This is a genomic window from Algibacter sp. AS12, assembly GCF_046736315.1.
Classification (GTDB): domain Bacteria; phylum Bacteroidota; class Bacteroidia; order Flavobacteriales; family Flavobacteriaceae; genus Algibacter_B; species Algibacter_B amylolyticus.
In genome coordinates this window covers 3,841,903-3,867,826 of record NZ_CP151841.1, presented here as the reverse complement: position 1 = coordinate 3,867,826, position 25,924 = coordinate 3,841,903, and the positions used below count along the sequence as shown (strand labels likewise).

Here is a 25,924-nt window from a genome sequence, read left to right as displayed (position 1 = left end):
AACCATGAGTAAAGCAATCATTAAAATAGAAGATTTAAAACGAGAGTTTACCATGGGAACCGAAACGGTTCATGCATTGAGAGGTCTTTCGTTTGATATTAAAGAAGGGGAATTTGTCACTATAATGGGATCTAGTGGTTCTGGAAAAAGTACGATGTTAAACATTTTAGGATGTTTAGATCAACCAACATCTGGAACTTATGAAATTGATGGTGTACGTGTAAAAGATTTATCTCGAAATGAATTAGCAACCATTAGAAACGAAAAGATAGGTTTCATTTTTCAATCGTATAATCTATTAGCAAGAACATCGGCTATTGAGAATGTTGAATTACCATTATTGTATAATAGCAAGGTTTCTTCCGAAGAACGCAGAAAACGGGCTATTGAAGCTTTAGAAAAAGTAGGACTTGGTGAACGTTTAAATCATACCCCATCACAACTTTCCGGAGGACAACAACAACGTGTGGCTATTGCAAGATCTCTGGTTAATAATCCGGTTATGATATTGGCTGATGAAGCTACCGGGAACTTAGATACACGGACATCTTACGAAATCATGTCCTTATTCCAAGAATTAAACAAACAAGGTATTACCATAACATTTGTAACGCACGAACCAGATATAGCTACGTTTAGCAGTAGAACCATTGTATTAAAAGATGGAGAAATTATGCAAGATTATTTGAATAATAATGTGCAATCTGCGGCAAATGAATTGGCAAAATTACCTAAACAAGACCATTAATTATGAGACTATTAAATTTATTTAAAATCGCAACAAAAGCCATCGTTCTTAATAAAACAAGAACCTTGCTAACCATGCTTGGAATTATTATTGGTGTAGCATCTGTAATCGCTATGTTAGCCATTGGAGAAGGTTCAAAAGAGAGTATTCGTTCTACTATTTCTGCTATGGGTTCCAACATGATTACTGTAAAAGCAGGAGCAGACACAAGAGGAGGCGTGAGACAAGAATCGAGTGTTATGGAATCGCTTACTTTAAGTGATTATAAAGCGATTAAAGCTCAATCTAATTTACTTAGTTACAGTACACCTGTAGTAGAAGGCAAAGGGCAAGTTATTAATGGCTCTAACAACTGGCCATCTTCTATTTATGGTGTAAATCCGGAATACTTAAGTATTAAAGTAGTGGATTTACAGAGTGGAAGTATGTTTACCGAAGCCGAAGTACAAACCGCTGCTAAAGTGGCTATAATAGGACAAACTGTGGTAGATAACATATTTCCTGACGGACAAGAACCCGTGGGACAAATGATTCGTTTTAATAATATTCCGTTTAAAGTGATTGGTGTTTTGGAAGAAAAAGGCGAAAACACCTTTGGTCAAGATCAAGACGATGTGGTTATTGCTCCTTACACCACTGTACAAAAACGTATTTTGGCAATCGATCATTTAAATCAAATTATGGCCTCTGCAGTTAGTGAAGAAGAAGCACCAAATGCGGTAATAGAATTCTCTAGTATTTTACGAGAGCAACATAAATTAACAGATAGTGAAGATGATGATTTTCACGTACGTTCAATGGAAGAGCTAATTTCTACCTTTAGTTCTACTAGCGAAATGCTAACCATATTACTAGTTGCTGTGGCAAGTATTTCGCTATTAATTGGTGGTATTGGAATTATGAACATCATGTATGTTTCTGTTAAAGAACGTACCAAAGAAATAGGGTTACGTATGGCTGTAGGTGGCAAAGGTTCCGATATTTTAATGCAATTTTTAATAGAAGCTATTTTAATAAGTATTACAGGGGGAGTTCTAGGTGTATTATTAGGACTTGGAGCAACGGTGTTCATAGAAAAATTCTTAAATTGGCCTACAAGCGTGGCTATGTATTCTATTGTGATCTCTTTTGCCGTTTGTGCAGTAACAGGTATCTTTTTCGGATGGTATCCAGCTAGAAAAGCTTCGGCTTTAGACCCTATTACTGCTTTGCGTTATGAGTAAAGCCTTTGAATTCTAATAAATAAAACTTATAAAAATGAAAATCAATAAACATTTAAAACCATTCTTAATTTTAGCATTTATCGTTGTGTTGGCTTCTTGTAAATTTAATAAAAAAGTAGGGCAAACAGATGGAGTTAAAATAGTTTCTGTAAATCCTGATTATTTTATTGCAGATAATATTATAGGTGAAATTACTCAGAAAACAATGGATTTAGATGGAACACCAACATTGTGTTATGTGTTTAAAACCAACTCAAGACCATCTGAACATCAAATGGGACCGTGGTGTCCAAGACATATCGATGATTTTAAAGAAAAAGGTGGTATTTGGTTTAAAGATGGAGAAGTGTATGATGTGGATGGCCATTTTATTGCGGAGCTAGCTGATTTTTATGAAGATGATCAATGGAAAGTCTTTAGAGAAGATGGTAGCGTAAAATATACATCAACACAAGAAGAATGTGAAGGTGCGGCCAAACCTGATGTAGAAGAAGCGTACCAGAATTACTGTGTAGAATGTCTTCCTAAATATTATAAAGATCAAGTAACAACCTTTACTATTCCTGTTACTCCAGTCTATACAGATAGAGAACAACGATTAGGAAGAGGTGGTCTTGGGGTTGCTTTTAATGGTGTTAACTTTGATCCGCCAGCACCAACACATGCAATATTAGCAGCGCATACAATTGCTCCCTTAGATGACCATGGTGGTCATGTAAACCCTCATGGAGGTTATCATTATCATGCAGTAACTGGATCTACAAAAGAAGTCAAACAAGCAGATGTGCATTCGTCAATGATAGGTTACGCAATTGATGGATTTGGTATTTATGCACTTTTAGATGAAAACAAAAATCAACCAATAGATTTAGATGATTGTGGCGGTCATGTAGATGAAACACGTGGTTATCATTATCATGCAGGAGAACCAGGAGATAATGAAATTATAAAATGTTTACATGGTGTTCCTGGTAGCGTTAATGTTCAGGAATAACAATTTATTTCAGTAAAAAGTAGAATAATAAAAGTAAATAAAGAGTTAATGTATAAGAACAAAACAATAACGGTAATATCACATGTGCTAGTTTGGTTAACATTATTTTGTTTGCCTTACTTGTTGTCTTATGGACAAGAACAAGAAATAAATAGAGTAATTGCGCATTTTTGGATTCCTTTATTCTTTTCGGCAATCATCTTTTATTTCAACTTTTTTGTATTAGTGGATCGTTTTTTATTTCCTAAAAAAACGATCCAGTTTATACTAATTAATGCAGTGCTTATTGTATTCTTCTTGTTTTTAAAAGAATACATTGAAGATGATTTTTTTCAAGATATTTCAAAAAAACGACTTGAAAGTACGGAAAGAACTGGACCGCCATTTAAAATGGCGATTTACATACAATTGTTATCGTATTTAGCACCTTTATTCTTTTCGGTGGCTTTAAAATCTACAAAACGTTGGGTTAAAACGGAAGCCGAACGTAAGGAGGCTATTAATTTTAAATTAAAATCTGAGTTACAGCATTTGCATTACCAACTGCAACCGCATTTCTTTTTTAATTCGTTAAACAATATTTATTCGTTAGTAGATATATCACCAGATCAAGCAAAATCTTCTATTCATAGCTTAAGTAAGCTGATGCGTTATATGTTGTACGAAACGAATTTAGAAGTGGTCCCGCTTAGTAAAGAAATCGATTTTCTTAAAAAGTATATCGATTTAATGAAGTTACGAGTGTCTGACAAAACAAGTGTTAGTTATAGTTTTCCTGTAAAAGAAACAGGTATAGAAATAGCACCGTTGTTATTTATTTCGTTAATCGAAAACGCTTTTAAACATGGGGTTTCTGCTACCAAACCAAGCACAATTGATATTAATATGACTTGCGATGATAATACCGTTTTATTTTCTGTTGAAAACCATAATTTCCCAAAGAAAACAGACGATAAAAGTGGCTCTGGGATAGGCCTTCAGAATTTAGAAAAACGTTTGGAGTTATTGTATTCAGATAAATTCAATTTTAAAACTATTTTAAAAGATGATCGCTTTTTAGTAACCTTAGAAGTGGAAACAGACTAAGCATTACAACATGACTAAAAGAATCGATTTCTCAAATCACAATACACTTAAATTTTAATATATGAAAGATGCCTCTAAGCAGACGCTTGTAGCGCTTTTTAAAAAACTTTGGGATTACGTAAAACCTTATAAAAACTTGGTAATTGCATCTTTAATCCTAACCATAATCGGCTCATTACTGGCGCAGGTCAATGCATTAGTATTACGATATACCGTTGATGAATTAACAACCTTAAGTGACGCCAATAAAACCGTAAAAGAAGGTTTTTCTCTATTAGTAACAATTAGTGCTATTCTTCTTTTAAAGGAAGGTTTTTATGCACTAGTACAATTTGGTCAAAAGTTCTACGGAGAAAAGATGAAAATTTACATTTCAAAAGACTTTGCTCAAAATATTGTAGAACGCATATTGACTTACAAAATGGCTTTTTACAGCTCTCCAACTAATGAAAGTGGCAAATTACAAACCAGAATAGATTTAGGCGTCTCTAGCCTTACACAGTTAGTAAAAAACTTTTTTATTGACATATTACCTTTATTTTTTAATGCTTTTGTAGCATTAATTATCATGTTTAACGCCAACGTATATGTTGGGTTAGTGAGTCTTTCTATTATTCCACTTTTCTTCTACATAAGCAGTCTGCAAGCTAAAAAACTGAAAGGTTTTAGACGCACCATGAGGAAATATAGAGAAACAAAAAATAATGGCATTATAGGTTTAATAAATTCTATTACCGTTATAAAATCTTTTACAAGAGAAAATTTTGAAAGTAAAAAGCATGAAGCCATTCAGTTAGACATGACTGAAAATCAATTACAAACAAGAAAATTAAGTTTCTTATTTGACGGATTGAAGAAATTCACAGAACAATTTGGAGTCGTAATAATTATCATATTAACCGCTTATTTTGTTTTAAACGGCAGCATGACTATCGGCGCCATAATGTTTCATATTTTACTATTTAACAATGTATCGGCACCTATACAACAGCTACATCGCATTTATGATGAAGTACAAGACGCGATAATATATTCGGATGCGTTTTTTGAAATTATGGACGCCGATGAAGAAACAGAATTAAGTGGCACTTATATTCCTGAAAAATTCACCGGTACTTTTGAAATTGAAAATGTAGATTTTGCATATCCTAACGGAACCAAAGCCCTTTATGATGTTTCTATGGTTATTAAACCCAATACGATAAATGCTCTAGTTGGTTTAAGTGGTGCTGGAAAAAGCACGGTGATTAATTTGTTAGATAAATTCTATGCACCAACCTCAGGCGAAATATATTTAGATGGCGTTGACTTACAAAAATATGATACACAATGGCTAAGAGATAATATCGGATTGGTTTTACAAAAAAATCATATATTCAACGGAAGTATAAAAGAAAACATCCTTTACGGAAAAGAAAATGCTACAGATAACGAGGTTGTAGCAGCAGCAAAACAAGCCTATATACATGAGCAAATAATTCAATTACCAGAGGAATATAACTCAAAAGCAACATTATTATCTGGAGGGCAACAACAACGGGTTTCTATAGCACGATTATTTTTGAAAAATCCTCCTATTATTTTTCTTGATGAACCCACGGCGAGTTTAGATGCTATAGCTACAGAAGAAATCAAGAAAAGTTTAGACGCTATAAAAAAGGGGCGAACGGTAATTGTTATTTCGCATAGTATTTCTCAAATAATTGATGCTGAAAATGTCATTGTTTTAGAAAAAGGAAAAGTAATAGAACAAGGTACTCATGAGGCTTTATATAATAATGAGAGTGCCTACTATAAAATTTTTAATGCAATGGCAAATAGCTTAAATATTGATAAAATTAAAAACACATTAAAAGAATAAATTTCTGATTTCACTAATCAAGATTAAAAGTATATTATAACCAACTTAGATATATTTTAAATTAGATTCAAGAAATTATTTTTCATACAAACTAAATCGATTTAAATGATGAGCAATATAAAAATAACATGTGTAATTGTAGATGATGAGCCAATGGCATTAAATTTAGTTGAAAGTTATGTGCAAAAAACACCTTTTCTAGAACTAAAACAAAAGTGTAGTAGCGCTATTGAAGCTATGGAGTTTATAAAAAACGAACCTGTAGATTTACTGTTTTTAGATATACAAATGCCGGATTTAACAGGGTTGGAGTTTTCTAAAATGTTGCCAAAGGAAACTCGTGTTGTTTTTACAACTGCGTTTGATCAATATGCATTGGAAGGTTTTAAAGTTGAAGCTTTAGATTATTTATTGAAGCCTTTTGATTATGCTGAGTTTTTGGCTGCAGCCAATAAAGCAAACACTTGGTTTGAACTTAAAAAAGGAAAACAACAAAATGTAGTTTCTGAAGCAAAAGAATTCCTTTTTGTAAAATCGGAATATAAACAGTTGCGCATTAAGCTAGCCGATGTCCTGTATTTTGAAGGTTTAAAGGATTACATTAAAATCTGGTTAAAAGACAACCCGAAGGCTATTTTAACGCTTATGAGTTTAAAATCTTTGGAAGCCGAATTACCAGAAACGCAATTTATGCGTGTACATAGATCGTTCATAGTAGCCTTAAAAAACATAGATGTTATTGAGCGTAGCCAAATTATAATTAACAAGCAACGTATTACGGTTTCGGAACAATATAAACCTAAGTTTTTAGAGTTTATTAATAGCAATTCACTTAACTCATAAAGTCTAAATCTTGTAGTAAAGTTTACAAGAATCATTCTTTTTTTTTAGTCTTTACATGAAATTATTACGGAAATTACGCAGGAAACTTATGGGTACTCGTAAGTTTAAATCCTATGCACTTTATGCACTAGGAGAAATTGTACTTATAGTTATTGCTGTTTCTATAGCTTGGAAAATAAACGATTTAAATGATATTAGAAAAAACAACTTAGAGGAGGATAAAATCTACATTAATTTAAACGAAGAGTTGGAAACTAATTTACGATTAGTTAAACGTATTATTGAAGAAGACAGCCAAAAAATAATCTGTTTAGAAAACACCTTAAACTATGTTGGTAGGCGTGGTACAGAACTATCCAAATCAGCTAAAGATAGTATAATTAACATAGCAGATCCAGCGTTTGAATTACAAGATAGTTCAATCAATTCTATAGTTAGTACAAGTAAATTAGAAACCATTGACAGTGCTAAGTTAAAAGACTTAATAGCTTCTTACTTAGCTAAAATAGAGTTGTTTAAAAGTGAGGACACTCAAGTTAAAGCTATTGTATCCAATAAGATAAAACCTATTTTAGAAAAACATATTTCGTTGGTTGATTTACTACCAGATAACATAAAATACAATCACGTAAAAGTATATGCCGTTGGGTCTAATTATTCAGCATTACTCGCTAATAAGGAATATCAAAATAGTATTATCGATCGTTTATTACGTACCCAGCACCGCTTAGCTCTAGCTAGAATAATTCGTAGTAAAACGAAAACCTTAATAAGTCATTTAAATCGAGAATTAAATTAGTGTTTCACTACTCTATATACTCTAAATCTATTGATTTTAAAGTATCTCTTCTATAAAATCTTCCAATTGGTAGATACAATTCCAGGTCTGGTCTAGTTTGGTTTCTAGACAAAAATAATCCAAATATCTTTAAACTATTAATACTAAGAAACGTCTTAGATAATACATGAAAAGGAAGTTTAATTATTTAAAAACAAACATTATGAAAACATTTATAAAAATATTCGTTTTACCTTCATTATTTATAGTAGCTATTTCTACTCAAGTTTCAGGGCAAACCCGAAGAAGTTCAACAACTAACGCTAACAAAAAAGTGACTACTACCACAAGAGTTACAACAACTAAAACAACAACAGCGCCTAAATCTACAGATAGAAGGGTTTCAAGTACTAAGGTTATTTACAAAACCCCAAAAAAGAAAGTTGTTTCAGTAAGAAGTGTTCCCAATAGAACAGTTATAAATCATAAAGGGCAAAATTATTATTACTCAAATAATAAATACTATACACAATCTAGAGGGCACTATATAGTAATTCCGCCTAAAGTAGGTTTCCGGATAAATGTACTGCCTTCAAACTACAAAAGGGTATACTTTAATAACCGCAATTACTTTAATGCTGGAGGTATATTTTATATACAAATAAACAATCAATATGAGGTGGTGGAACCAGAGGTAGGAACAGTAGTTTATGAGTTGCCAAACGATTATGAAAAGGTTGTAATTGATGGATTAACATATTATGAATACGCAAATGTACTATATGAAAAAGTACAAGTTAATGGTGCCAGAGCTTACGAAGTAGTAGGCATCATTGAAATAAATTAGTTTGATTTGGTTTTTTAGTTAAAAAGGAGGATAACTTAAGTGTTATCCTCCTTTTTATTGCCTTTTTTAGACTTATTCCACTATTAATTATTATTGGTTATAATAACCTTGTGGCTTTTTAGGTTTAGTTTTAGTAATGAAAATCATGAAAAGATAAATGGAAATGAAGTGTGAAATAATAATTATAACTGTAAAGGTTTTGTTGAAATAAAAATATTCATTTATAGGCGATAAGCCAATATGAAAAATGGATGAAATTCCGGAGCCTAATAAAACAGTACCATGTTGATAGTTGTTTTTTAAATAAATTTTGGCAACTACTGTAGCATAAATAAGTAGACAACAGGCGCATAGAATCATATAAAACAGGTTGCTTTTTGGCATATAATCAATAAGTAAAGCAACCACCGAATAGATGATATAAACAACTAATAAAGCGCCAATGGATACAGATATTGAAATTGAATATTTGGCTTTTACAATGTACTTTTTAAGGATTAAGCAGTACAATAATAAATAAGAAGACGTGAGTAATGTTAGTGTTTTAAAGTAATTATTAAAACCATAAAATGAAAAGAAATTAACACCAATTAGGGCTATAAGTGCAAGTATAAATAGAGGGTCTGCGTTTTTTTTGGTGGCATTAATGTATTTTATAAGTAGGGTAACCACAACTAATGGAGATGCATATAACAAAGCTTTACTTTCCAAGGTTATGCTAACTATAAGGCATACTGCAAAAGCTATGTAAAACAACAAATCATAAATATTAGGTTTTATTTTCAATCCTGGTTAGTTTAAAATTCCTACTTATTCAAATATAATTAATTTACTTGTTATAGTTACTAGTTAAGTTCTTTTTATATTTAAAATTGAAGTTGTTTCGCAAAATATTACAGATAAACGATAATTATAAATAAACAGAGATTGTATTAAAATTTTATCAAAACTTTAATACAATCAATACATAAAATACATCTACTTTTGCGCTCTTATTTTTTAATTTGAAATAAATTAGTTTTAAAGACTTAAATAACAATTTATTATAACGTATAGGAAAGAAACTTTAAAACGAATTATTACTTTACAATAAATTATTGCATTACATGGATAACTTAGTTACATTCTCAATAACCGTATTTACAGCTTTTTTTGCTATTACGAACCCGATTTCTAATATGACGGTTTTTGTTTCATTAACCCAAGGTGCCGATGCGAAAACAAAGCATGATATAAATAAGCGGTCAAATTTAATAGCCTTTATTATTGTTGCTGTTTTTGTGCTTTTAGGTAAATATATTTTCGAGTTATTTAATATCAGTATTCCTGCGTTTAAAATTACAGGTGGTATCTTAATATTTTTTATTGGGTTTGATATGTTACAGTCTAAAACATCCAATGTTAAAACCATTGATAATGTAAATATAGACGAGAATATTGCTGTGTCGCCATTAGCAATTCCAATTTTAGCAGGTCCTGGTACCATTGTAACAGCTATGAACTTCGTGGCTAATGTTGAAACTATTCATATTTTTTTAGTGATTGCTATTTTTGGTTCTATGAGCTTGTTAACCTATTTCACCTTTCGTCTAAGCGACTGGATTGTTAAAATGGTTGGTAATAATGTCATTTCTGTAATAGGAAAAATTATGGGACTTATTATTGCTATTATCGGAACAGGTATGATTATTCAAGGTATTAAAATTTCATTTAATTTAATGGCTTAGTATCAAGCATGTTTTTTTAGTAAAGTGTTACATCTTGAAAGGATATGTGTTTTTTGTACTTCACTTAATTTATTACCGATTTAATTATTTGTTAGATAGTATTCTAATACTCGTGTTAATTTTTATTACCTTTATAAACAGGAGGTTATAAATTTTAAATTCGATTGTTATGAGTAATGAACCCGTAGTAAATTTTCATTTTAGTGTTGATTTTAATGATATGATTGGTGGTTTTTCTGAAATAAGTGGTCTTAAAGCCAAACATGAAATTTTAGAATATAGAAGTGGTGCAGATCCTACTTATAGTCCAATTAAAATACCAGGACTAAAAAAGTATTCGAACATTGTATTAAAACGAGGTGCGTTAAAAGACGATAACACTAGTTTTAGTTGGTTTAATGATATTGGATTAATTGTTGAGAAACGCGATATAACGATAAAACTATTAAATCATCAACACGAACCAAGTATTGTTTGGAAAGTTAAAAATGCATGGCCTATAGAAATTAATTTCTCCGAACTCAATGCTCTAAAAAGTGAGATTCTTATTGAAACTTTGGAGTTAGCACATGAAGGTTTTATAATGGAACGTTTAGGTAATTAGTTATGGCAAAAATTAACTATCCTCCATTAAATATGCACTTTGCTGTTCATTTTCACAGTAAGGCACTTATTAACGATGTTAGTTTTCAATCGGTTCAAGGACTTCAATCTCGAATTATTAAAAACGAAGGCAAAAAGCAGGTTAAATATGATAATCTTGTTTTAAAACGTGCTTATCAACCAGATTCTAATTTAGTAGCATGGTGCATGGATGCTATTAATAACAATAAAAAACAAGCCATAAACTTAACCGTTAATTTGCTTAATGCCGACCATGAGATTATAAGTGGTTGGCAAATAGAAAAAGGCCTACCTGTAGCTTGGGGTGTTGAAGAACTTCATGCCCAAGACACTAAAATATTAATAGAAACCGTAGAGTTACAATACCAACGTTTTAATGTGCTAAATAATAAAGGAGAAGTTATTGCACTTTTTAAATTATCGCCAATAAAATTACCATTTATCCCTATTTTAAAGAAGCCTAAATTATAGCACAAAACACTATTTAAATTAAAGTAAATATGTAAATAATGGCTGCAATTTTACGATACCCAGGAGTATACATTCAAGAGCAAAGCTCTTTGCTTCACTCAGTTTCAGATTTACCAACTGCTGTTCCGGCTTTTATTGGCTACACTGAAAAGGCTTCAATAAACGAGGAATCCGTATTAAATATACCTACAAAAATCAGATCTTTTGCTGAGTATGTTAGCGTATTTGGAGTCGGTTTTAATTCTAAATTTGATATTTTAGATCCGCTACCAAATGGTTCTGGTATACTTATTAAAGTTAAAAGTGGTAAAAAAGTAGTGGATTATGTGCCTAATCACAAAGCGTATATGTTTCCAAGTATAAAGCTTTTTTACGATAATGGAGGTAAGGACTGCTATATTGTTTCGGTAGGAACTTATGGCGATGCCTCATCCGTTACTGTTGAAGCTGATGATTTATTAGGTACCAAAATCGTAAATGGCAATATTTTAGAAGGTGGTTTAAACGCAATTGAAAACTATGTTGAGCCTACTATTATAGTTATTCCAGATGCTGTAAATCTGCCTTCAGTGCAATGCTATCAAGTTTATCAAAGGATGCTAAGCCATTGTTTCAAAATGGAAAATCGTTTTGCTGTTCTGGATATTCATAACGGTTTTCAAAAACAAATAGCACGACAAGCACCAACCGATGTTATTACACATTTTAGAGGGCAAATTGGTACTGAAAATTTAAAATTCGGAGCTGTATATTATCCATGGTTAGAATCGATTATTGATAGGAGTGAACCCACTTTTCAAGATATTAATCTTCAATTAAACGAGTTAAATCAATTATTACCAGAAAATAGAGCCAACGCTATAATTGATGAACACCTTAAATTAAATGATATTACAGCAGATATTAACCATAACCTGCATTTGGAGTTATTATCCGTTAGCTTAACATATAAAGCAATTATTAAAGCTATTAAAGTTTTAAATAATCGTATTCCTCCAAGTGGTGCTATAGCTGGAATTTATGTTACCACAGATAATAGCAGGGGTGTTTGGAAAGCTCCTGCTGGCGTATCTGTAAATTCTGTTATCCAACCAACGGTCCAATTATCTAGGGTAGAACAAGAGCTTTTAAATATTGATGCTGTTTCAGGAAAATCTATAAATACGATAAATTATTATACAGGTAGAGGCACTCTTGTTTGGGGTGCGAGAACTTTAGCTGGTAATAGTAATGAATACCGTTACGTAAGTGTTCATCGCACCATTCTTCATATAAAAAATTATATTAAAACAGGTTTAATACCTTTTGTTTTTGAAACGAATGATACTAATACATGGGTTGCTGTTAAAAATATGATTTCAAATTATTTAATAGTTCTATGGCTTAATGGTGCTTTTGCTGGTTCTCAGCCAGAGAAAGCATATTTTGTTCAAGTAGGTTTAGGACAAACCATGACTGCTCAAGATATTATAGAAGGTAAAATGATAATTTCGGTTGGCGTTTCAATTATTAGACCAGCAGAGTTTATAGTTTTCCAGATTACTCAAAAAATGCAAGAATCTTGATTTATGGGGCACTTGTTTTTAGCATAGGAAAAGGGATTAAGCTAGTTAAGCAACTTACTAATTAAATTATTTTACCTATATTTATTACAACCATTTTATGGTTAGTTTTCCTAATAGCAATTACAATAGCACAGTTTATGTTTTTCCCTGTAAGGGGTATGTTTTGGTTTAATTTAAACCTAAACATCGTGTATTGTGGAACCAAACCAAGTTATTATGAAAACCAAGATATTCACTTTTATCCTTTTTTCTTTATGTAATATTCTTTTTAGTCAAGACAGCAATGATACAACAGTCGTAGAAGAACCAAAACCAAAGGAACAAAAGGAGTCGGTTACCGAAGTAGAAAAAATTGATAGTCAAGCCAAATTAACGTTAATAGAGAAACTAAAAATCGAAGATTCCATATTAGAATTTAGAATAGACTCTAAAGACTCTACATTCGATATGCAAATTTGTAAATCGGATGATTGTAAAAAGCCTGTTGAATATCTAAAAGATATGGATCCCGAATCTTTTGCTTTTGCGGTAAAATTGAATATAAAGAACGAATTTGGAATAGATTTAATTTCAGAATCTTCGCCTGTAGAAACAGAAGACAATGATCCTATTGAAGAAATCCTCCAAAAAGTAAAGTCACATGATGAAAAAGAAATTCGTAAAGAACTTTCAGAAGCTAAAAATGTTTTACGAAGTATTGATACGGCAGAAGATAATTACTCGGGCCAATTAATTCTGAATATCGATAAGAATATACCTTATCAAATAACGCATTATAAACTAAAGTTAAAGAAGTTAAAAGAACGGCTAAATGAGGAATCTTTAATAAAAAATAACATTCAAGTTTTAAGCGAAGAAGATAAAGCCGCTTTTATGGCTTTAGATAGGGAATCGACCATGTACCAATATTTAATCATTAAATCGGAAGAAGGAAAAAAAGCTTTTATTGAAGATGAAACTATAAAGGGAAAATTTGAAAATACCACTTTGGCATATTATCAAATACTATCGCAACGTACCGAAAGCAGCAAGTATTGCTGTAAGGATTTTAAAATTGAAACATCGAATGGAACGGGAAATTTAAAAGTTACGTCTGCAACTGTCCAATTTTTTAATAACAAGGCTGCAACCATAAAAGTTAGAGCAAAACTAAATGAAAGCATAGATTTAATATTTATTAATTCAGATTTTTCTGTGCCTATTAGATATTTTAATATTTACGGAAGTAGAGTTTCTACATTTATGCCAGAAAAAGATGTTTTTGGTCAAAGAGCAAAAATAGAGATAGACTACAATGATGTTTTCGATTTTCTAAATTATAAAGATTCATATAGTTACTCAGTCGCAAACGATAAAATGGAATTATACAAAGATAAAGAAGGTAAATCCACGCACATGGCAAAGGTAAAGGAAAGGCGCTTTTTCGACTTTTTCTCAGCTATTATTTATTCGGATCTTATGGGGTTTAATACCGAATCTCCAAATTCTTTAGTAAATGCTCAGGCACGAATATTATTACCAATAAACCTGCTAAATTGGAAGAAATTGTCTTTTTTTAGACAACTAACAGCGGTTACAAATTTTTCAATGCAAAATAGCTTCGATGACGAAAACCGGTTTATAAATATTAAAGATGAAGAGCAGTTTAATAATTTCGATTTATTGCGAAAAAACAATTTATATGGTAAACTATCTTTAGAAGTACTAACGCATGAAGCCAAAGGGTTCTTTACAAACATAGGACTTGGTTATAGCGCTGGCTTTTATAGAACTGGTTTTAAATTAACTAATATTGTAGATAATGAAGAAGATAAAACCTTTACCAAACAACTATTTTCTGTTGCTCATGGCCCTTATTTAAATTTTGAAATAAGACCACAATCTAATTTTGGTGCAGATATTACATTTAGTCTAGAAGATTTAAATTATGCTGGCGATGAGAAGTTTAATGATGCTTCATTCTCGGAATCCTTAATAACTAATAAAGGAAAAGATCATTTTGGAATGCCTTACAACTTATTAAATCTAGAAGCTAATTTCTATTGGCTTACTAATCCAAAAACTTCTGTTGGTGGCGTATATGCCAAATTAGGCTCCTATTTCCATACCGATACAAATAGTATATACCCACAATTCATGGTCGGTTATGCTACAAACTTAACGTCATTTGTAGATAAATTTCAATCAAAAAAGCCCATGCCTGCCCAGGAGGAAGAAACTAAAAAAGAATAGAGATATGGAAACTAATCATAAAAATAAAACAAGTTTTTCCCAATGGCTTAAATACTTAATACAAGCCATTATAAAACATGCATTTCCTTTAGTATTTGTTTTTGTTCTATTTGTCATTTTTAGAATGCCTCATTTAAGTGATCTCACCATAGTAATTATTCAACTACAAGACCATAACGATTTTATAGTTATGCCTATTTTTTATACGTCCATATTAGTAATGGGCTTACTTATTAGTTACGGGAATTTAATTAAAATTGAATCGGTTAAAAAGAGTTTTAAAGCTGAAGCTGATGGCAGCATAGCAACTAAAGACATTAAGCTACGCAGTAAAGTTGTTAAAGCCATTAACCCTAAAGATTCCAAAGAAATAAGCATTGAAAAAAGCAATGTTTCAACAAAACCTAGTGGTCAAATTGACACTAAAATCATTGATGAGTCGACCGAAGATCCTAAAATTTATGTGGAAAGAATGTATACCAAAATACTAGGTATTTTTATGATTTTAAGCATTACCTTTTCAGTAGAAAACACCTACTACCACTTGTTTGGCGAGTATATAACATTTAAGTATTTCTTTTTATTGTTAACCCTTTTTTTAGTTGCAATTACAAACCCAAGACTCGGCATGTTCTTAAAAGGCATTTTAAAATGGAAATCGAACAGAAAGTGGCTTCCCATAATTATTGTAGCCATTGCCTTTGCTATAATTTTAATACTAGGTTTTGTAAACACAGGAGGTACCAAACAAGATATTAAAAATTTGTTCTGGTCTATGGGGTGTTTAAGTGTGTTGTTTTTCGTTTTTAGTATTTCGTATAACGAAAAAATTCTTTGGTTTAAGGAAAACTATGGTATTCCATTGGCCTATATTTTTACATTTAGTATGGTACTAATGTATATTATAATGCTTATTGATCCGGAATTACATTATTTAAAATACTTAACACCAATGGTTATAATAATGGTGTGCATTATTGGGCAGTACACCATTTTTTTAGGACTAAATTTATATGGTAAAAGAAAGAAATGGCCCATTTTAACACTCGTGTTTTTTGGCTCTATTTTAATGACGGTTTTTGTTGCAAAAAGCAATTGTTTTACACATTATGAAGTTAGTACAGTAGTTTCAGAAAACATTCATCCAGACAGTCGTTTAAGCCTTGAAGCCTACGTGGATAAATACATTTTAGAGCGAAGACAAGACATTTTAAACGCTACTAATAAAGCGCCATTTCCTATTGTTTTAGTTTCGGCAGAAGGCGGAGGTTCAAGAGCAGGTCTTTGGGCTTTTTTGGTACACAGTTATTTGTATGGCAAAAATGAAAATTATTTTAAGAAACATCTGTTTTCTATAACAGGTGCTTCTGGAGGTAGTGTTGGTAGTAATATGTTTTATATTCAGGCGTATGCCAATAAAGACCGCTACAAGAAAAATCTATTTTTAGCTCAAGAAAGTGATAGTATTTTAAATGAAAATGATTTTTATTATAAAGCAAGTGTGTTTTATCAAAAAGATTATATTTCTTCGTCCGTTGCAGGACTTTTAGGTAGAGATATCGTGGCAAGTATTCTTCACTTAAACTTTTATCGAGACCGAGGAAAAATAACAGAAACCGAATGGGAAGCAACTTTCGATTCCTTGTTTAATGTGGGTTTACTAAAAAGACCGTATTTAGACATTATGCCTAAAAAAGGGGATACATTTACTCCTCCTATAATGGTTACTACAACCACCCATGTGCAAAGTGGGCAATTATACCTTATGAGTCCGGTTAAGTTTAATACCACTGAACCTCGCGAGTCGGGATTTAACGATCTGCTCTCAGAATATGTAAAAAAGAATGATAGCTCAAAAATGATAAAACGATCGGCAGCCATGTTATTAACCGCAAGATTTCCTTATTTAAGCCCTAATGGTCGTGTTTCTGGCATTGGGCAATTTGGCGATGGCGGCTATTACGATAATATTGGAGGAACCGTTACCAATTACCTGGAAGCGGCACTAATAAAAGGCTTAACAAAGGATTCGCTTTTACAAGGGAAATACAAAATTAAACATCTTGTAATTACTAATAATAGCGAAGCAGAAAACGAAAAAAAAGAAGAGGTAGATTATTACAGCCAGTTTACTACGCCAGCGCAAATGGCCGTTAATGCTATATTTGCTCACGCCGATGAGTTTATTAACGCCCACCCGGACTGTTATCGTATAGAATCAAAGCGAACAGCCTTACCGAATCCTGGAAATGATACATTATTTAAACCTTTAATACCGCTAGGTAGATATTTAAGTATAGATGCTGTTAGATCATTAGAAGAACGGTTGAAGGATTCTACAGAGGTTATAGTAAAACTAGATAACCTATTAAAGTTTGAGTAATTGCGTATCATTTTTATATAACAAACTATTAATTAACTTCATTTTCGAAATCAGGAAAAACCCTGTAAAATTATAAGGAATTTCCCTTATTAAAAGGATGGATTTCCTCTTGACTTCGCTTATGCTACTCTCTACATTTGTACTCTGACATGATTATTAGTTAATAAATATTAGCGTGCTATAAAGCTGCCACGTACGATATTTCATTAACCAGCCAGTTAATGCAGCCTAATTTTTAAACCTTTTATTATGAATGTTGAAAACAAGAATGCTTGTTGTCCTGAATTACCGGACGGCAAAACATGTGATTATTTAGATTTTGTGTACCGTTTAACTCATTACACCGATGTTAAAATGGACAACCAATCACAAAGAGTACCCGTTGAAGTAGCACTTCACGTAAGGGTAGAAAGATGTACTGGCCCCTTGCAATTAGGAAACCTAGTATACAGTACAACCTTATTGCCAGGAGAAAAAGTGCGCTTGTATACACAAGACCGTCGATCTAGATTTTCTTTTGATAGCGAAACTCAATTATCTTACAGACATGAGCAATCTGCCGAAGAACAATTCTATTTAGACTCGTACGAGAAATTCATGTCCGATTTAAATAGTCGTGAAGATATTAATTCCAGTACATCTAATAGTGGAAGCGCTAGTACAGACGCGTCTACAAGTGGTATTCTTGGAACTATAGTAAATGGTCCTTCTGCAACAATTTCCGGGAGTTTTGATGCCTCTTCAACTAAAGATTTTATGCGCGAATTAAGCATTCATGCCGAGGCTAGCCATAACAAATCCATACAAATGACTCGAGAATCGAGCGCTATTCAGGTAGGAGAAGTATCTACTAAAACCCATGCCGAAGGTGAAAGCGAAAGCCATGTGGAAAGTAGCAGCAGAACCTTCTATAATGAAAATAGATGCCATTCGGTAAGTTACTTGTTTTATCAAGTAGATAAACAGCAAACTACAAAAGTAAGTATCAAAACTATTAAAACCCGTGTTATTGATCAGGCAACACCTAGTAGCGTGGTAAATAAGCCAATTTTAACAAATGCAAAACTCTCTGTGGTGCCAACAGCAGTTTTAGCAACCTCAAGTAAACTACCTGAAAAAATTAAAGAAATAAAAGCCATTAACAACGATAATAACTTACGTTATTCGGCTGCATATGTAGCATCTAACTCAAGATATAGTGTTGTTCAACCGTTATCGGAAACCGTTCGCGTAAAAGCATTAGAAAACGTTAAAAATAACTTGATAGAAGCAAATATATTAACCAAAGATGGTGGAGCTACAGAACAAACCATTGCCGAATTTTCTTTTGAATATACAACCTCTATTCCTACGGCAGGTGTTGTAGTAAAAGGCTGTTTGGATAATTGTAATGTTTGTGAAGAGAGCTTAATGGAAGATATAAAGCTAGATCTTGAACATAAAAAACTTCGAAATAAATTGTTGGAGAAACAAGTAGAACTACTAGAAAAATCTCAGGAATACCGTTGCTGCCCTGTTGATGAGCAATTAGATGATGAAGACTAGAATCATCAATTAAATAACAAAATGACATATCTGTTTTATAAATAGATATGTCATTTTTTAATGTACTTATTTAAAATCCCTTTGATAATCTCTTTAAAAGTTCCCAATCAGCAATTTGTTAAGTTAGTAATATATCCTAAAGGTATATAGCTATACTTTTTATGGTTTATTTTTGACTTTTAGTTGGCTGGTAATTAGTGTTTTACTAAATTATTTTATACTATCACTTTTGACCGTTATTGCAAGATTTAAATACTATATATACTTTTGTCACTATAAAAGTTATAGTATAAAAAAACTCAATTAAAAAGTAATAGAATAATGAGTACACCAAATATCCAAACAGAAGACATTTTACATGCATTTGAATACAGATATGCAACGAAAGAATTTGATTCTAGTAAAAAGATTTCAGACAAAGACATTAATTTCATATTAAAAACAGCTAATTTATCGCCAAGTAGTTTTGGTTTCGAGCCTTGGCATTTTATTGTAGTTCAAGATCAAGAATTACGCGAATTATTAAAACCTGTAGCTTGGGGAGCACCTTTAAAGTTGGATACGGCAAGTCATTTTGTATTAGGCTTAAGTATGAAGGCACCTATGGTAAAGCATGATTCTGAATATATTATGCACATGATGAAAGATGTAAAACAATTACCGGAAGATGTTATTGAAATGTATTCAAAATTTTATAGAGAATTTCAAGAGAATGATTTCGATTTAGATACGGATAAAAAATTATTCGATTGGTCTTCAAAGCAAACTTATATTGCTTTGGGTAATATGATGACATCGGCCGCATTAGTAGGTATTGATAGTTGTCCTATTGAAGGATTTCATCAAGAAAAAGCAGAAGCGTTATTAAAAGAAAAATTTGGTGTGGATACCGATAAATATGGATTATCTTTTATGGTGGCTTTTGGTTACAGAAAAGAAGATCCACCACATGCAAAATCTAGAAGAAATTTTGAAGATATTGTTACCTGGAAATAAGGATTAACCTATTAACATGCATTTATAAAATTAAGAAGCCACTACTAAGTGGCTTTTTTCATTTAATATATAATCAAAGTAGCATATGGCTTTAACTTTATTAAAAACTAAAATATTTGCATAAGTTATTAGGCTAATATATTACGATGAATTAAAACCATTTCATTTTCCTATTAAAAATGTAAATATTATATTCGTTATCAGCAAATAAGCTCATTTTATTAAAATGTAAATAGTCGAATGCAAAAAGATAATCTAAACACTGACAGTAAAAGTTCAGAACCAACCCAAAACGCTAATAATTTAGATTCAAAGCAATTAGAGAAAGATAAAATTATAGAAAGGCATTTACGTTTTCAAGACTTATTAATTAGTATTTCTACAAAGTATATTAATTCAGATTTATCAGATATTGATAAATTAATTCGCGAATCATTACAACAAATAGGGGAGTTTGTCCAATCTGATAGAAGTTATATCTTTTCTTACGATTTTGTAAACAATACATGTTCTAATACTTACGAATGGTGTGCTAGTGATATAGAACCTGAAATAGATAACTTACAGAATATACCTCTAGATTATATAACACATTGGTTAGAGTCTCATAAAAAAGGGGAAGCCTTTTATGTAGAAGATGTAAGCCTTTTAGAGGAAGATGGCGAGTTTGGTTTACGAGCCATTTTAGAGCCTCAAGGTATAAAAAGCTTAATTACCATTCCTAAAATTAAAAATAACGAATTAATTGGTTTTATTGGTTTCGATTCGGTTAAAAAGCTAAATAGTTATTCTGAAAACGAGCAGGACATTCTTTTTGTTTACGCGAATATGCTTGTTAATGTTATTCAGAAGAAGGAATATGAAGCTCGAATAAAAGCACAAGAAAAGAAAAAGGAAGAATTATTAAATAGCTTGTCTATTCAAAACGAAGAACTTAATGAATATGCACATGTTGTATCGCATGATTTGAAAGCGCCATTAATTAATATTCACACATTAGTGAGTTGGTTTATGAGTGATAACAAAGACGTTTTAGATAAAACGGCCTTTAAACCTTTGGAACAAGTGTTGTTTAATGTGGAAAAAATGGATTTTTTAATAAAAGGCATTTTAGACTATTCTACCATTGATAAACTAGAACAGGAGGATAAACTAGTAGATTTTAACTTAATTATAAATGAGATATTACAAACCATGTTAATACCAGAACATATTAAAATTAGTATTCAAGACGATTTACCAAGTGTATTTGGAAATACTTGGAGATTTAAGCAAGTCTTTCAAAACTTAATTCAGAATGCTGTAAAATATTGCGATAAAGATAGTGGCTTTGTAGAAGTAGGTTTTGTTGAAAAGGATGAAAACTACGAGTTTTTCGTGAAAGACAATGGTATGGGAATTAACACCAATTATTTTGATAAAATATTTAAAGTCTTTACGAAATTAGAAAGTACAGGATCGTCTTCCGGAATTGGACTATCCATTGTTAAAAAGATAGTAAGTTATTACAAGGGTACTATTTGGGTTGAGAGTAAAGAGGGTGTAGGTTCTACGTTTTACTTTACCATTTTTAAAAACGACTAATTATACTTTTTTAAATAAGATTAAGGCGCAGAAAATAAAAAGGTTATCCAAATTGGATAACCTTTTTTATTACATATTATACTTAGCTTATTTTAGAGCTTCAAGTAATTTTTCTGCAACTAACTCTGATGACGCCGGATTTTGTCCAGTAATTAAATTACCGTCTTGAATAGCGTAAGCCGCCCAATCTTCTTTTTTAGAGTAGATGCCTCCGTTTTCTTGAAGCATATCTTCAACTAAAAATGGTACCACATCTGTTAAACCTACAGCAGCTTCTTCGCTGTTTGTAAACCCTGTCACTTTTTTACCTTTAACTAAAGGTGTTCCATCGGTGTTCTTAACACCTTTTAAGGCAGCAGGAGCGTGACATACAAAGGCAACTGGCTTTTCTTGAGTGTTAAATTTTTCAATTAAAGCAATTGAAGTTGCATCATTAGCTAAATCCCATAAAGGTCCGTGACCCCCAGGGTAAAATACAGCATCAAAATCATCAACATTCATATCAGATAATTTGTTTGTGTTTGCAATTTTGGCCTTAGCAGCATCGTCTTTATCAAAACGTTCTGTAGCTTCGGTTGCAGCATCTGGTGAGTCGCTACTTGGATCTATTGGAGCAGCACCTCCGTTTGGTGTAGCAATTGTAATATCTACCCCTTTATCTAATAATGTGTAATACGGGTTTGCAAATTCTTCAACCCAAAAACCTGTTTTTTTTCCTGTATCTCCTAGTTTATCGTGAGATGTTAATACAAATAATACTTTCATATCTTTTTCTTTTTTTAATTCTGTTTTTTCTTCTGAAACGTTTTCAGAAGGTATTGCGCTTTTTGTGTCTTTACAACTAGAAGCTGTAACGATTGTAAGCGTTAAGGCTATTGTTTTTAAAATCTTCATTTTTAAAACTAATATGCCATTTTTACTATTTTTTCAACTTTGTCTGGCGATAAAGATTGGTGTTCTCCTAAACCTGACCATCCGCGATCTGTAAATCTCTTTGAAATTTCTTCAGCAGTTCCTTCATAGTCTTTAGTGTAATCCGATAGTTTTGTATCGATTCCTAATTCATGGAAAAAGCCTACTGTTTTTTCAATAGCAGCATATGCTTTATCGTCTGTACTACCTTCGGTAATATTCCAAACACGTTCACCATATTGTGCTAATTTTTCTTTTTTAGCTTCAAAATTAAACTTGTAATGGCTAGGAGCAATTACAGCTAAAGTACGTGCATGATCGATACCAAATAAAGCTGTTAGTTCGTGGCCTATAGCATGGACAGCCCAATCTCCAGGAACTCCTTTTTGGATTAATCCGTTTAAAGCCATAGTACAACTCCACATAAAGTTTGATGCCGCTTTGTAGTCCGTTGGATCCTTAATAACCGTTGGCGCTATTTCCACTAAAGTTTGTAAAATACTTTCTGCAAAACGATCTTGTAACAATGCACCAATTGGATACGTCATGTATTGCTCTAAAACATGTGTAAAAGCATCTGTTATGCCGTTTGCCAATTGACGTTTAGGGATTGATGTAATTACTTGAGGATCTAAAATAGAAAACTCAGGAAATAAACCAGGTCCACCCATAGCAAGCTTTTCTTTAGTTTCTGCTCTTGAAATAACCGCTCCAGAATTCATTTCAGATCCTGTTGCCGGTAAAGTTAAAACAGTACCAAAAGGCATCCCTTTTTCTGTTCTAATATTTTTAGTTAAAATGTCCCAAGGTGTGTCGCCATCGTAAACTGCTGCTGCAGATAAAAATTTAGTTCCATCAATTACAGAACCACCACCAACAGCTAATAAATACGTTATGTTTTTATCTTTTATAACCTGTAACGCTTCCATTAAAGTCGCGTATTCAGGGTTTGCAGGAATACCTCCAAACTCAGTTACATCTACCTTTGCTAAAGCTGTTTTAACTTGGTTGTAAATACCATTTTTCTTAATACTTCCGCCACCATAAAGCAATAATACTTTAGCATCTTGAGGGATTTCTTCTTTTACTTTTTCTATAGTGTCCTTTCCAAAAATAATTTTGGTAGGGTTTTTTAATTCAAAATTGTTCATCTTCTTTTTCTTTTTAATTATTAAAATCTAAATTTTAACTATCATTTTCCCTTTGTTTTTACCTTCAAATAAATCGATAAAAGCATTTGGAATATTATCAAAACCTTCAACAATAGTTTCGGTGTATTTTAGTTTTCCTTCGGATAGCCAACCTGCTAATTTCTGAATAGCTTCTGGAAATTTTTCAGCATAATTAGATACAATAAAACCTTGCATTAAGGCGCTGTTTTTAACTAAAAACGGCTGTACACTTAAGCTGGTAGGTAATTCGGTTTCATTATAAACAGAAATAGCACCACATATTATAATACGCGCAAAACGGTTAATATTAAATAATACAGCATCAGAAATAGGTCCGCCAACATTATCGAAATAAATATCAACACCATTTGGTGCTAATTTTTTAAGGTCAGTATTAATGTCTTTACTAGTGTTATAATTGATACCTACATCAAACCCAAATTTGTCTTTTAGCATGTCAATTTTCTCATCTGTTCCAGCAATTCCAATTACTTTAAGCCCTAGTATTTTTGCTATTTGCCCAACAACACTACCAACAGCACCTGCAGCTCCAGAAACTACAATAGTTTCTCCTGCTTGTGGATTTCCTATTTCGTTTAAACCTAAATAAGCGGTTAATCCTGTCATTCCTAAAACACCTAAGTATGTGCTTAAAGGCGCTTTAGAACCGTCTACTTTATTTAAACTTTCACCATTTGAGATTTGTTGTGTCGACCAATTTAGCATACCAGAAACATAATCGCCTTCTTTAAATTTTTCATTTTTTGAAGCGACTACTTTTGCTACAACACCAGAGTGCACCGGTTTATTTAACTCGAAAGGCGGAATATAAGATTTTGCATCGCTCATTCGTCCTCTTAAATAAGGGTCTACAGATACGTAAGCGGCTTCTAAAAGCATTTGGCCTTCAGAAATTTTAAGTTCAGAATCTTCAGTAACAAATTCAAAATTTGATACTGTAGGTTTCCCTTGTGGTCTATTATTTAATAAAATTGTCTTTCTCATAGTTATTTTTTTTTACTCTATTACAGTTATAAAATCTTCCATAGGTTTTCTAACCTTTACAAGACCTGATAACCAATCTTCATCTTCTTTTCTGTATCCTAATGTTAAAAACATGGTGCTACGTAATCCTTTTTCTCGTAGTCCTAAAATCTCGTCCACAGCATCTGCACTAAAGCCTTCCATAGGCGTACTATCTACTTTTAATTCTGCAGCAGCAACCATTGCAGTTCCTAATGCAATGTATGCTTGTTTTGCAGCATGATTAAAGTTTTCTTCGGCGTCCTTTTGCGGATAAGAACTCAATAACATTTGGCGGTAGTTTTCCCATCCTTCGTTTTCAAATCCACGAATTTTGTTTGTTAAATCGAACATATAGTTAATTCTATCTGCAGTATAAGTGTCCCAAGCAGCAAAAACAAGTAGGTGAGAGCAGTCTGTAATTACAGATTGGTTCCAAGCTACTGGTTTAATTTTTTCTTTAATATCCTGATTTTTAATAACAATAATTTCGAAAGGTTGTAAACCACTTGAAGTTGGCGCTAAACGTGCCGCTTCTAAAATACGTTGTACTTTATCTTCGGCTACTTTTTCACCATTCATTGCTTTTGTAGCGTATCTCCAATTTAACTGATCTAATAAATCCATAGTTTTCAATTTTTCTATTTTAGTTTTTTGTAATTCTTTTAATTTCGGTTGAAGTAATAATGACTTCGGCATGACTTGTACTGTTAGCCAAATTTATCATGGCTTGAGCAATATTGTTTGGTTCTGTGATTTTATATTGCTCTAATTTACCTTTAAATAAAGGCTGAATCACTTTAAAAATGGTTAATCCTATTTTCTCTAGTGTTCGTCTTTCATTGCGCTCTCCACCAATTAATGAAGGTCTTAAAATAAACGTGTTTCTAATATTTTGTTTTTGAACATCACGTTCCATTTCGCCTTTTGTTTTATTATAAAACACCGAGCTATTTAAGTTTGCTCCTAAGGCAGAAACTACCAAAAAAGTTTCAATATTATTTTCCTTTGAAAGCTTTGCAGCTGTAACAGGAATGCCATAATCTATTTCTTTATAATGGTCTTTATCGGGTGTTTTTGCTTTAGTTGTTCCAATGCAACAGTATACTTCATCTGCAGTAAAAACGGCATTAAATTGCTCTAGATTTAATAGGTTACCTATAAACTGTGTCACTTTATTTGGTAAACCTTCTATTTTAGAACGTGAAAATAGTTTGATGCTTAGGTATCTATCATTCGCTATTAATTTTTCAAGTAAAATGCCTCCAGTTAATCCTGTTGCACCCAAAATAATTGCAGTTTTTTTCATG

The 25,924-nt window shown here is 32.0% G+C and carries 23 protein-coding genes; 17 read left to right on the top strand and 6 right to left on the bottom strand.

Annotated features, from left to right (window positions below):
* The first annotated feature begins 4 nt into the window (after nucleotides 1–4).
* The 8 genes from AAFN75_RS15810 to AAFN75_RS15775 all read left to right on the top strand — a co-directional run bounded on the left by AAFN75_RS15810 (nucleotide 5) and on the right by AAFN75_RS15775 (nucleotide 8,380).
* Complete coding sequence (locus AAFN75_RS15810) at nucleotides 5–748, top strand: ABC transporter ATP-binding protein (protein WP_411807267.1); 744 nt, start codon at nucleotides 5–7, stop codon at nucleotides 746–748.
* A 2-nt stretch (nucleotides 749–750) separates the two neighbouring features.
* Nucleotides 751–1,971, top strand: coding sequence for an ABC transporter permease (locus AAFN75_RS15805; RefSeq protein ID WP_411807266.1), 1,221 nt, complete (start codon nucleotides 751–753; stop codon nucleotides 1,969–1,971).
* 34 nt (nucleotides 1,972–2,005) lie between these two features.
* A complete protein-coding gene (locus AAFN75_RS15800; protein WP_411807264.1) occupies nucleotides 2,006–2,965 on the top strand; it encodes a YHYH protein in 960 nt (319 codons plus the stop codon).
* Nucleotides 2,966–3,013: 48 nt separating this feature from the next.
* Nucleotides 3,014–4,051 (top strand): sensor histidine kinase, encoded by a 1,038-nt coding sequence (locus tag AAFN75_RS15795; RefSeq protein ID WP_411807263.1) that lies wholly within the window; start codon nucleotides 3,014–3,016, stop codon nucleotides 4,049–4,051.
* 61 nt (nucleotides 4,052–4,112) lie between these two features.
* Nucleotides 4,113–5,912, top strand: coding sequence for an ABC transporter ATP-binding protein (locus tag AAFN75_RS15790; RefSeq protein WP_411807262.1), 1,800 nt, complete (start codon nucleotides 4,113–4,115; stop codon nucleotides 5,910–5,912).
* Between the two features lie 108 nt (nucleotides 5,913–6,020).
* Nucleotides 6,021–6,755 (top strand): LytR/AlgR family response regulator transcription factor, encoded by a 735-nt coding sequence (locus AAFN75_RS15785; protein ID WP_411809290.1) that lies wholly within the window; start codon nucleotides 6,021–6,023, stop codon nucleotides 6,753–6,755.
* Nucleotides 6,756–6,843: 88 nt separating this feature from the next.
* Complete coding sequence (locus tag AAFN75_RS15780; RefSeq protein WP_411807261.1) at nucleotides 6,844–7,554, top strand: hypothetical protein; 711 nt, start codon at nucleotides 6,844–6,846, stop codon at nucleotides 7,552–7,554.
* A gap of 202 nt (nucleotides 7,555–7,756) precedes the next feature.
* On the top strand, nucleotides 7,757–8,380 hold the full coding sequence (locus AAFN75_RS15775; protein ID WP_411807260.1) for a DUF6515 family protein: 624 nt from the start codon (nucleotides 7,757–7,759) through the stop codon (nucleotides 8,378–8,380).
* Nucleotides 8,381–8,470: 90 nt separating this feature from the next.
* On the opposite strand, the gene AAFN75_RS15770 is transcribed toward AAFN75_RS15775, so the two are convergent.
* Entirely contained in the window at nucleotides 8,471–9,166 is a 696-nt protein-coding gene (locus AAFN75_RS15770; RefSeq protein ID WP_411807259.1) for a hypothetical protein, read from the bottom strand.
* Between the two features lie 320 nt (nucleotides 9,167–9,486).
* Between AAFN75_RS15770 and AAFN75_RS15765 the strand changes: the two genes are divergently transcribed.
* The 9 genes from AAFN75_RS15765 (at nucleotide 9,487) to AAFN75_RS15725 (ending at nucleotide 21,507) form a co-directional block, all read left to right on the top strand.
* The gene (locus AAFN75_RS15765; RefSeq protein ID WP_144117969.1) at nucleotides 9,487–10,107 is read left to right on the top strand and encodes a MarC family protein; all 621 of its coding nucleotides are present in this window, start codon (nucleotides 9,487–9,489) and stop codon (nucleotides 10,105–10,107) included.
* 169 nt (nucleotides 10,108–10,276) lie between these two features.
* Nucleotides 10,277–10,711 (top strand): phage tail protein, encoded by a 435-nt coding sequence (locus AAFN75_RS15760; RefSeq protein WP_411807258.1) that lies wholly within the window; start codon nucleotides 10,277–10,279, stop codon nucleotides 10,709–10,711.
* Between the two features lie 2 nt (nucleotides 10,712–10,713).
* On the top strand, nucleotides 10,714–11,202 hold the full coding sequence (locus tag AAFN75_RS15755; protein ID WP_411807257.1) for a phage tail protein: 489 nt from the start codon (nucleotides 10,714–10,716) through the stop codon (nucleotides 11,200–11,202).
* A gap of 38 nt (nucleotides 11,203–11,240) precedes the next feature.
* Complete coding sequence (locus AAFN75_RS15750) at nucleotides 11,241–12,767, top strand: phage tail sheath family protein (RefSeq protein WP_411807256.1); 1,527 nt, start codon at nucleotides 11,241–11,243, stop codon at nucleotides 12,765–12,767.
* Between the two features lie 216 nt (nucleotides 12,768–12,983).
* Nucleotides 12,984–14,999 (top strand): hypothetical protein, encoded by a 2,016-nt coding sequence (locus AAFN75_RS15745; protein ID WP_411807255.1) that lies wholly within the window; start codon nucleotides 12,984–12,986, stop codon nucleotides 14,997–14,999.
* Nucleotides 15,000–15,003: 4 nt separating this feature from the next.
* Entirely contained in the window at nucleotides 15,004–17,382 is a 2,379-nt protein-coding gene (locus AAFN75_RS15740) for a hypothetical protein (RefSeq protein WP_411807254.1), read from the top strand.
* A 249-nt stretch (nucleotides 17,383–17,631) separates the two neighbouring features.
* Nucleotides 17,632–18,927, top strand: coding sequence for a hypothetical protein (locus tag AAFN75_RS15735; RefSeq protein WP_411807253.1), 1,296 nt, complete (start codon nucleotides 17,632–17,634; stop codon nucleotides 18,925–18,927).
* Between the two features lie 321 nt (nucleotides 18,928–19,248).
* A complete protein-coding gene (locus AAFN75_RS15730; protein WP_411807252.1) occupies nucleotides 19,249–19,923 on the top strand; it encodes an NAD(P)H-dependent oxidoreductase in 675 nt (224 codons plus the stop codon).
* Nucleotides 19,924–20,163: 240 nt separating this feature from the next.
* Nucleotides 20,164–21,507 (top strand): sensor histidine kinase, encoded by a 1,344-nt coding sequence (locus AAFN75_RS15725; protein WP_411807251.1) that lies wholly within the window; start codon nucleotides 20,164–20,166, stop codon nucleotides 21,505–21,507.
* 87 nt (nucleotides 21,508–21,594) lie between these two features.
* On the opposite strand, the gene AAFN75_RS15720 is transcribed toward AAFN75_RS15725, so the two are convergent.
* Genes AAFN75_RS15720 through AAFN75_RS15700 form a run of 5 tightly spaced genes read right to left on the bottom strand, consistent with a single transcriptional unit; the run spans nucleotide 21,595 to nucleotide 25,923 of the window.
* Complete coding sequence (locus AAFN75_RS15720) at nucleotides 21,595–22,401, bottom strand: type 1 glutamine amidotransferase domain-containing protein (RefSeq protein ID WP_411807250.1); 807 nt, start codon at nucleotides 22,399–22,401, stop codon at nucleotides 21,595–21,597.
* An 8-nt stretch (nucleotides 22,402–22,409) separates the two neighbouring features.
* Nucleotides 22,410–23,570: an iron-containing alcohol dehydrogenase gene (locus tag AAFN75_RS15715; RefSeq protein WP_411807249.1), complete on the bottom strand. Its 1,161-nt coding sequence runs from the start codon at nucleotides 23,568–23,570 to the stop codon at nucleotides 22,410–22,412.
* Nucleotides 23,571–23,597: 27 nt separating this feature from the next.
* Nucleotides 23,598–24,596, bottom strand: a complete 999-nt coding sequence (locus tag AAFN75_RS15710) for an NADP-dependent oxidoreductase (protein WP_411807248.1) — start codon at nucleotides 24,594–24,596, stop codon at nucleotides 23,598–23,600.
* A gap of 12 nt (nucleotides 24,597–24,608) precedes the next feature.
* Nucleotides 24,609–25,241, bottom strand: coding sequence for an NAD(P)H-dependent oxidoreductase (locus AAFN75_RS15705; RefSeq protein WP_411809289.1), 633 nt, complete (start codon nucleotides 25,239–25,241; stop codon nucleotides 24,609–24,611).
* Nucleotides 25,242–25,260: 19 nt separating this feature from the next.
* The gene (locus AAFN75_RS15700; protein ID WP_411807247.1) at nucleotides 25,261–25,923 is read right to left on the bottom strand and encodes an NAD(P)H-binding protein; all 663 of its coding nucleotides are present in this window, start codon (nucleotides 25,921–25,923) and stop codon (nucleotides 25,261–25,263) included.
* Between the last annotated feature and the right edge of the window lies 1 nt (nucleotide 25,924).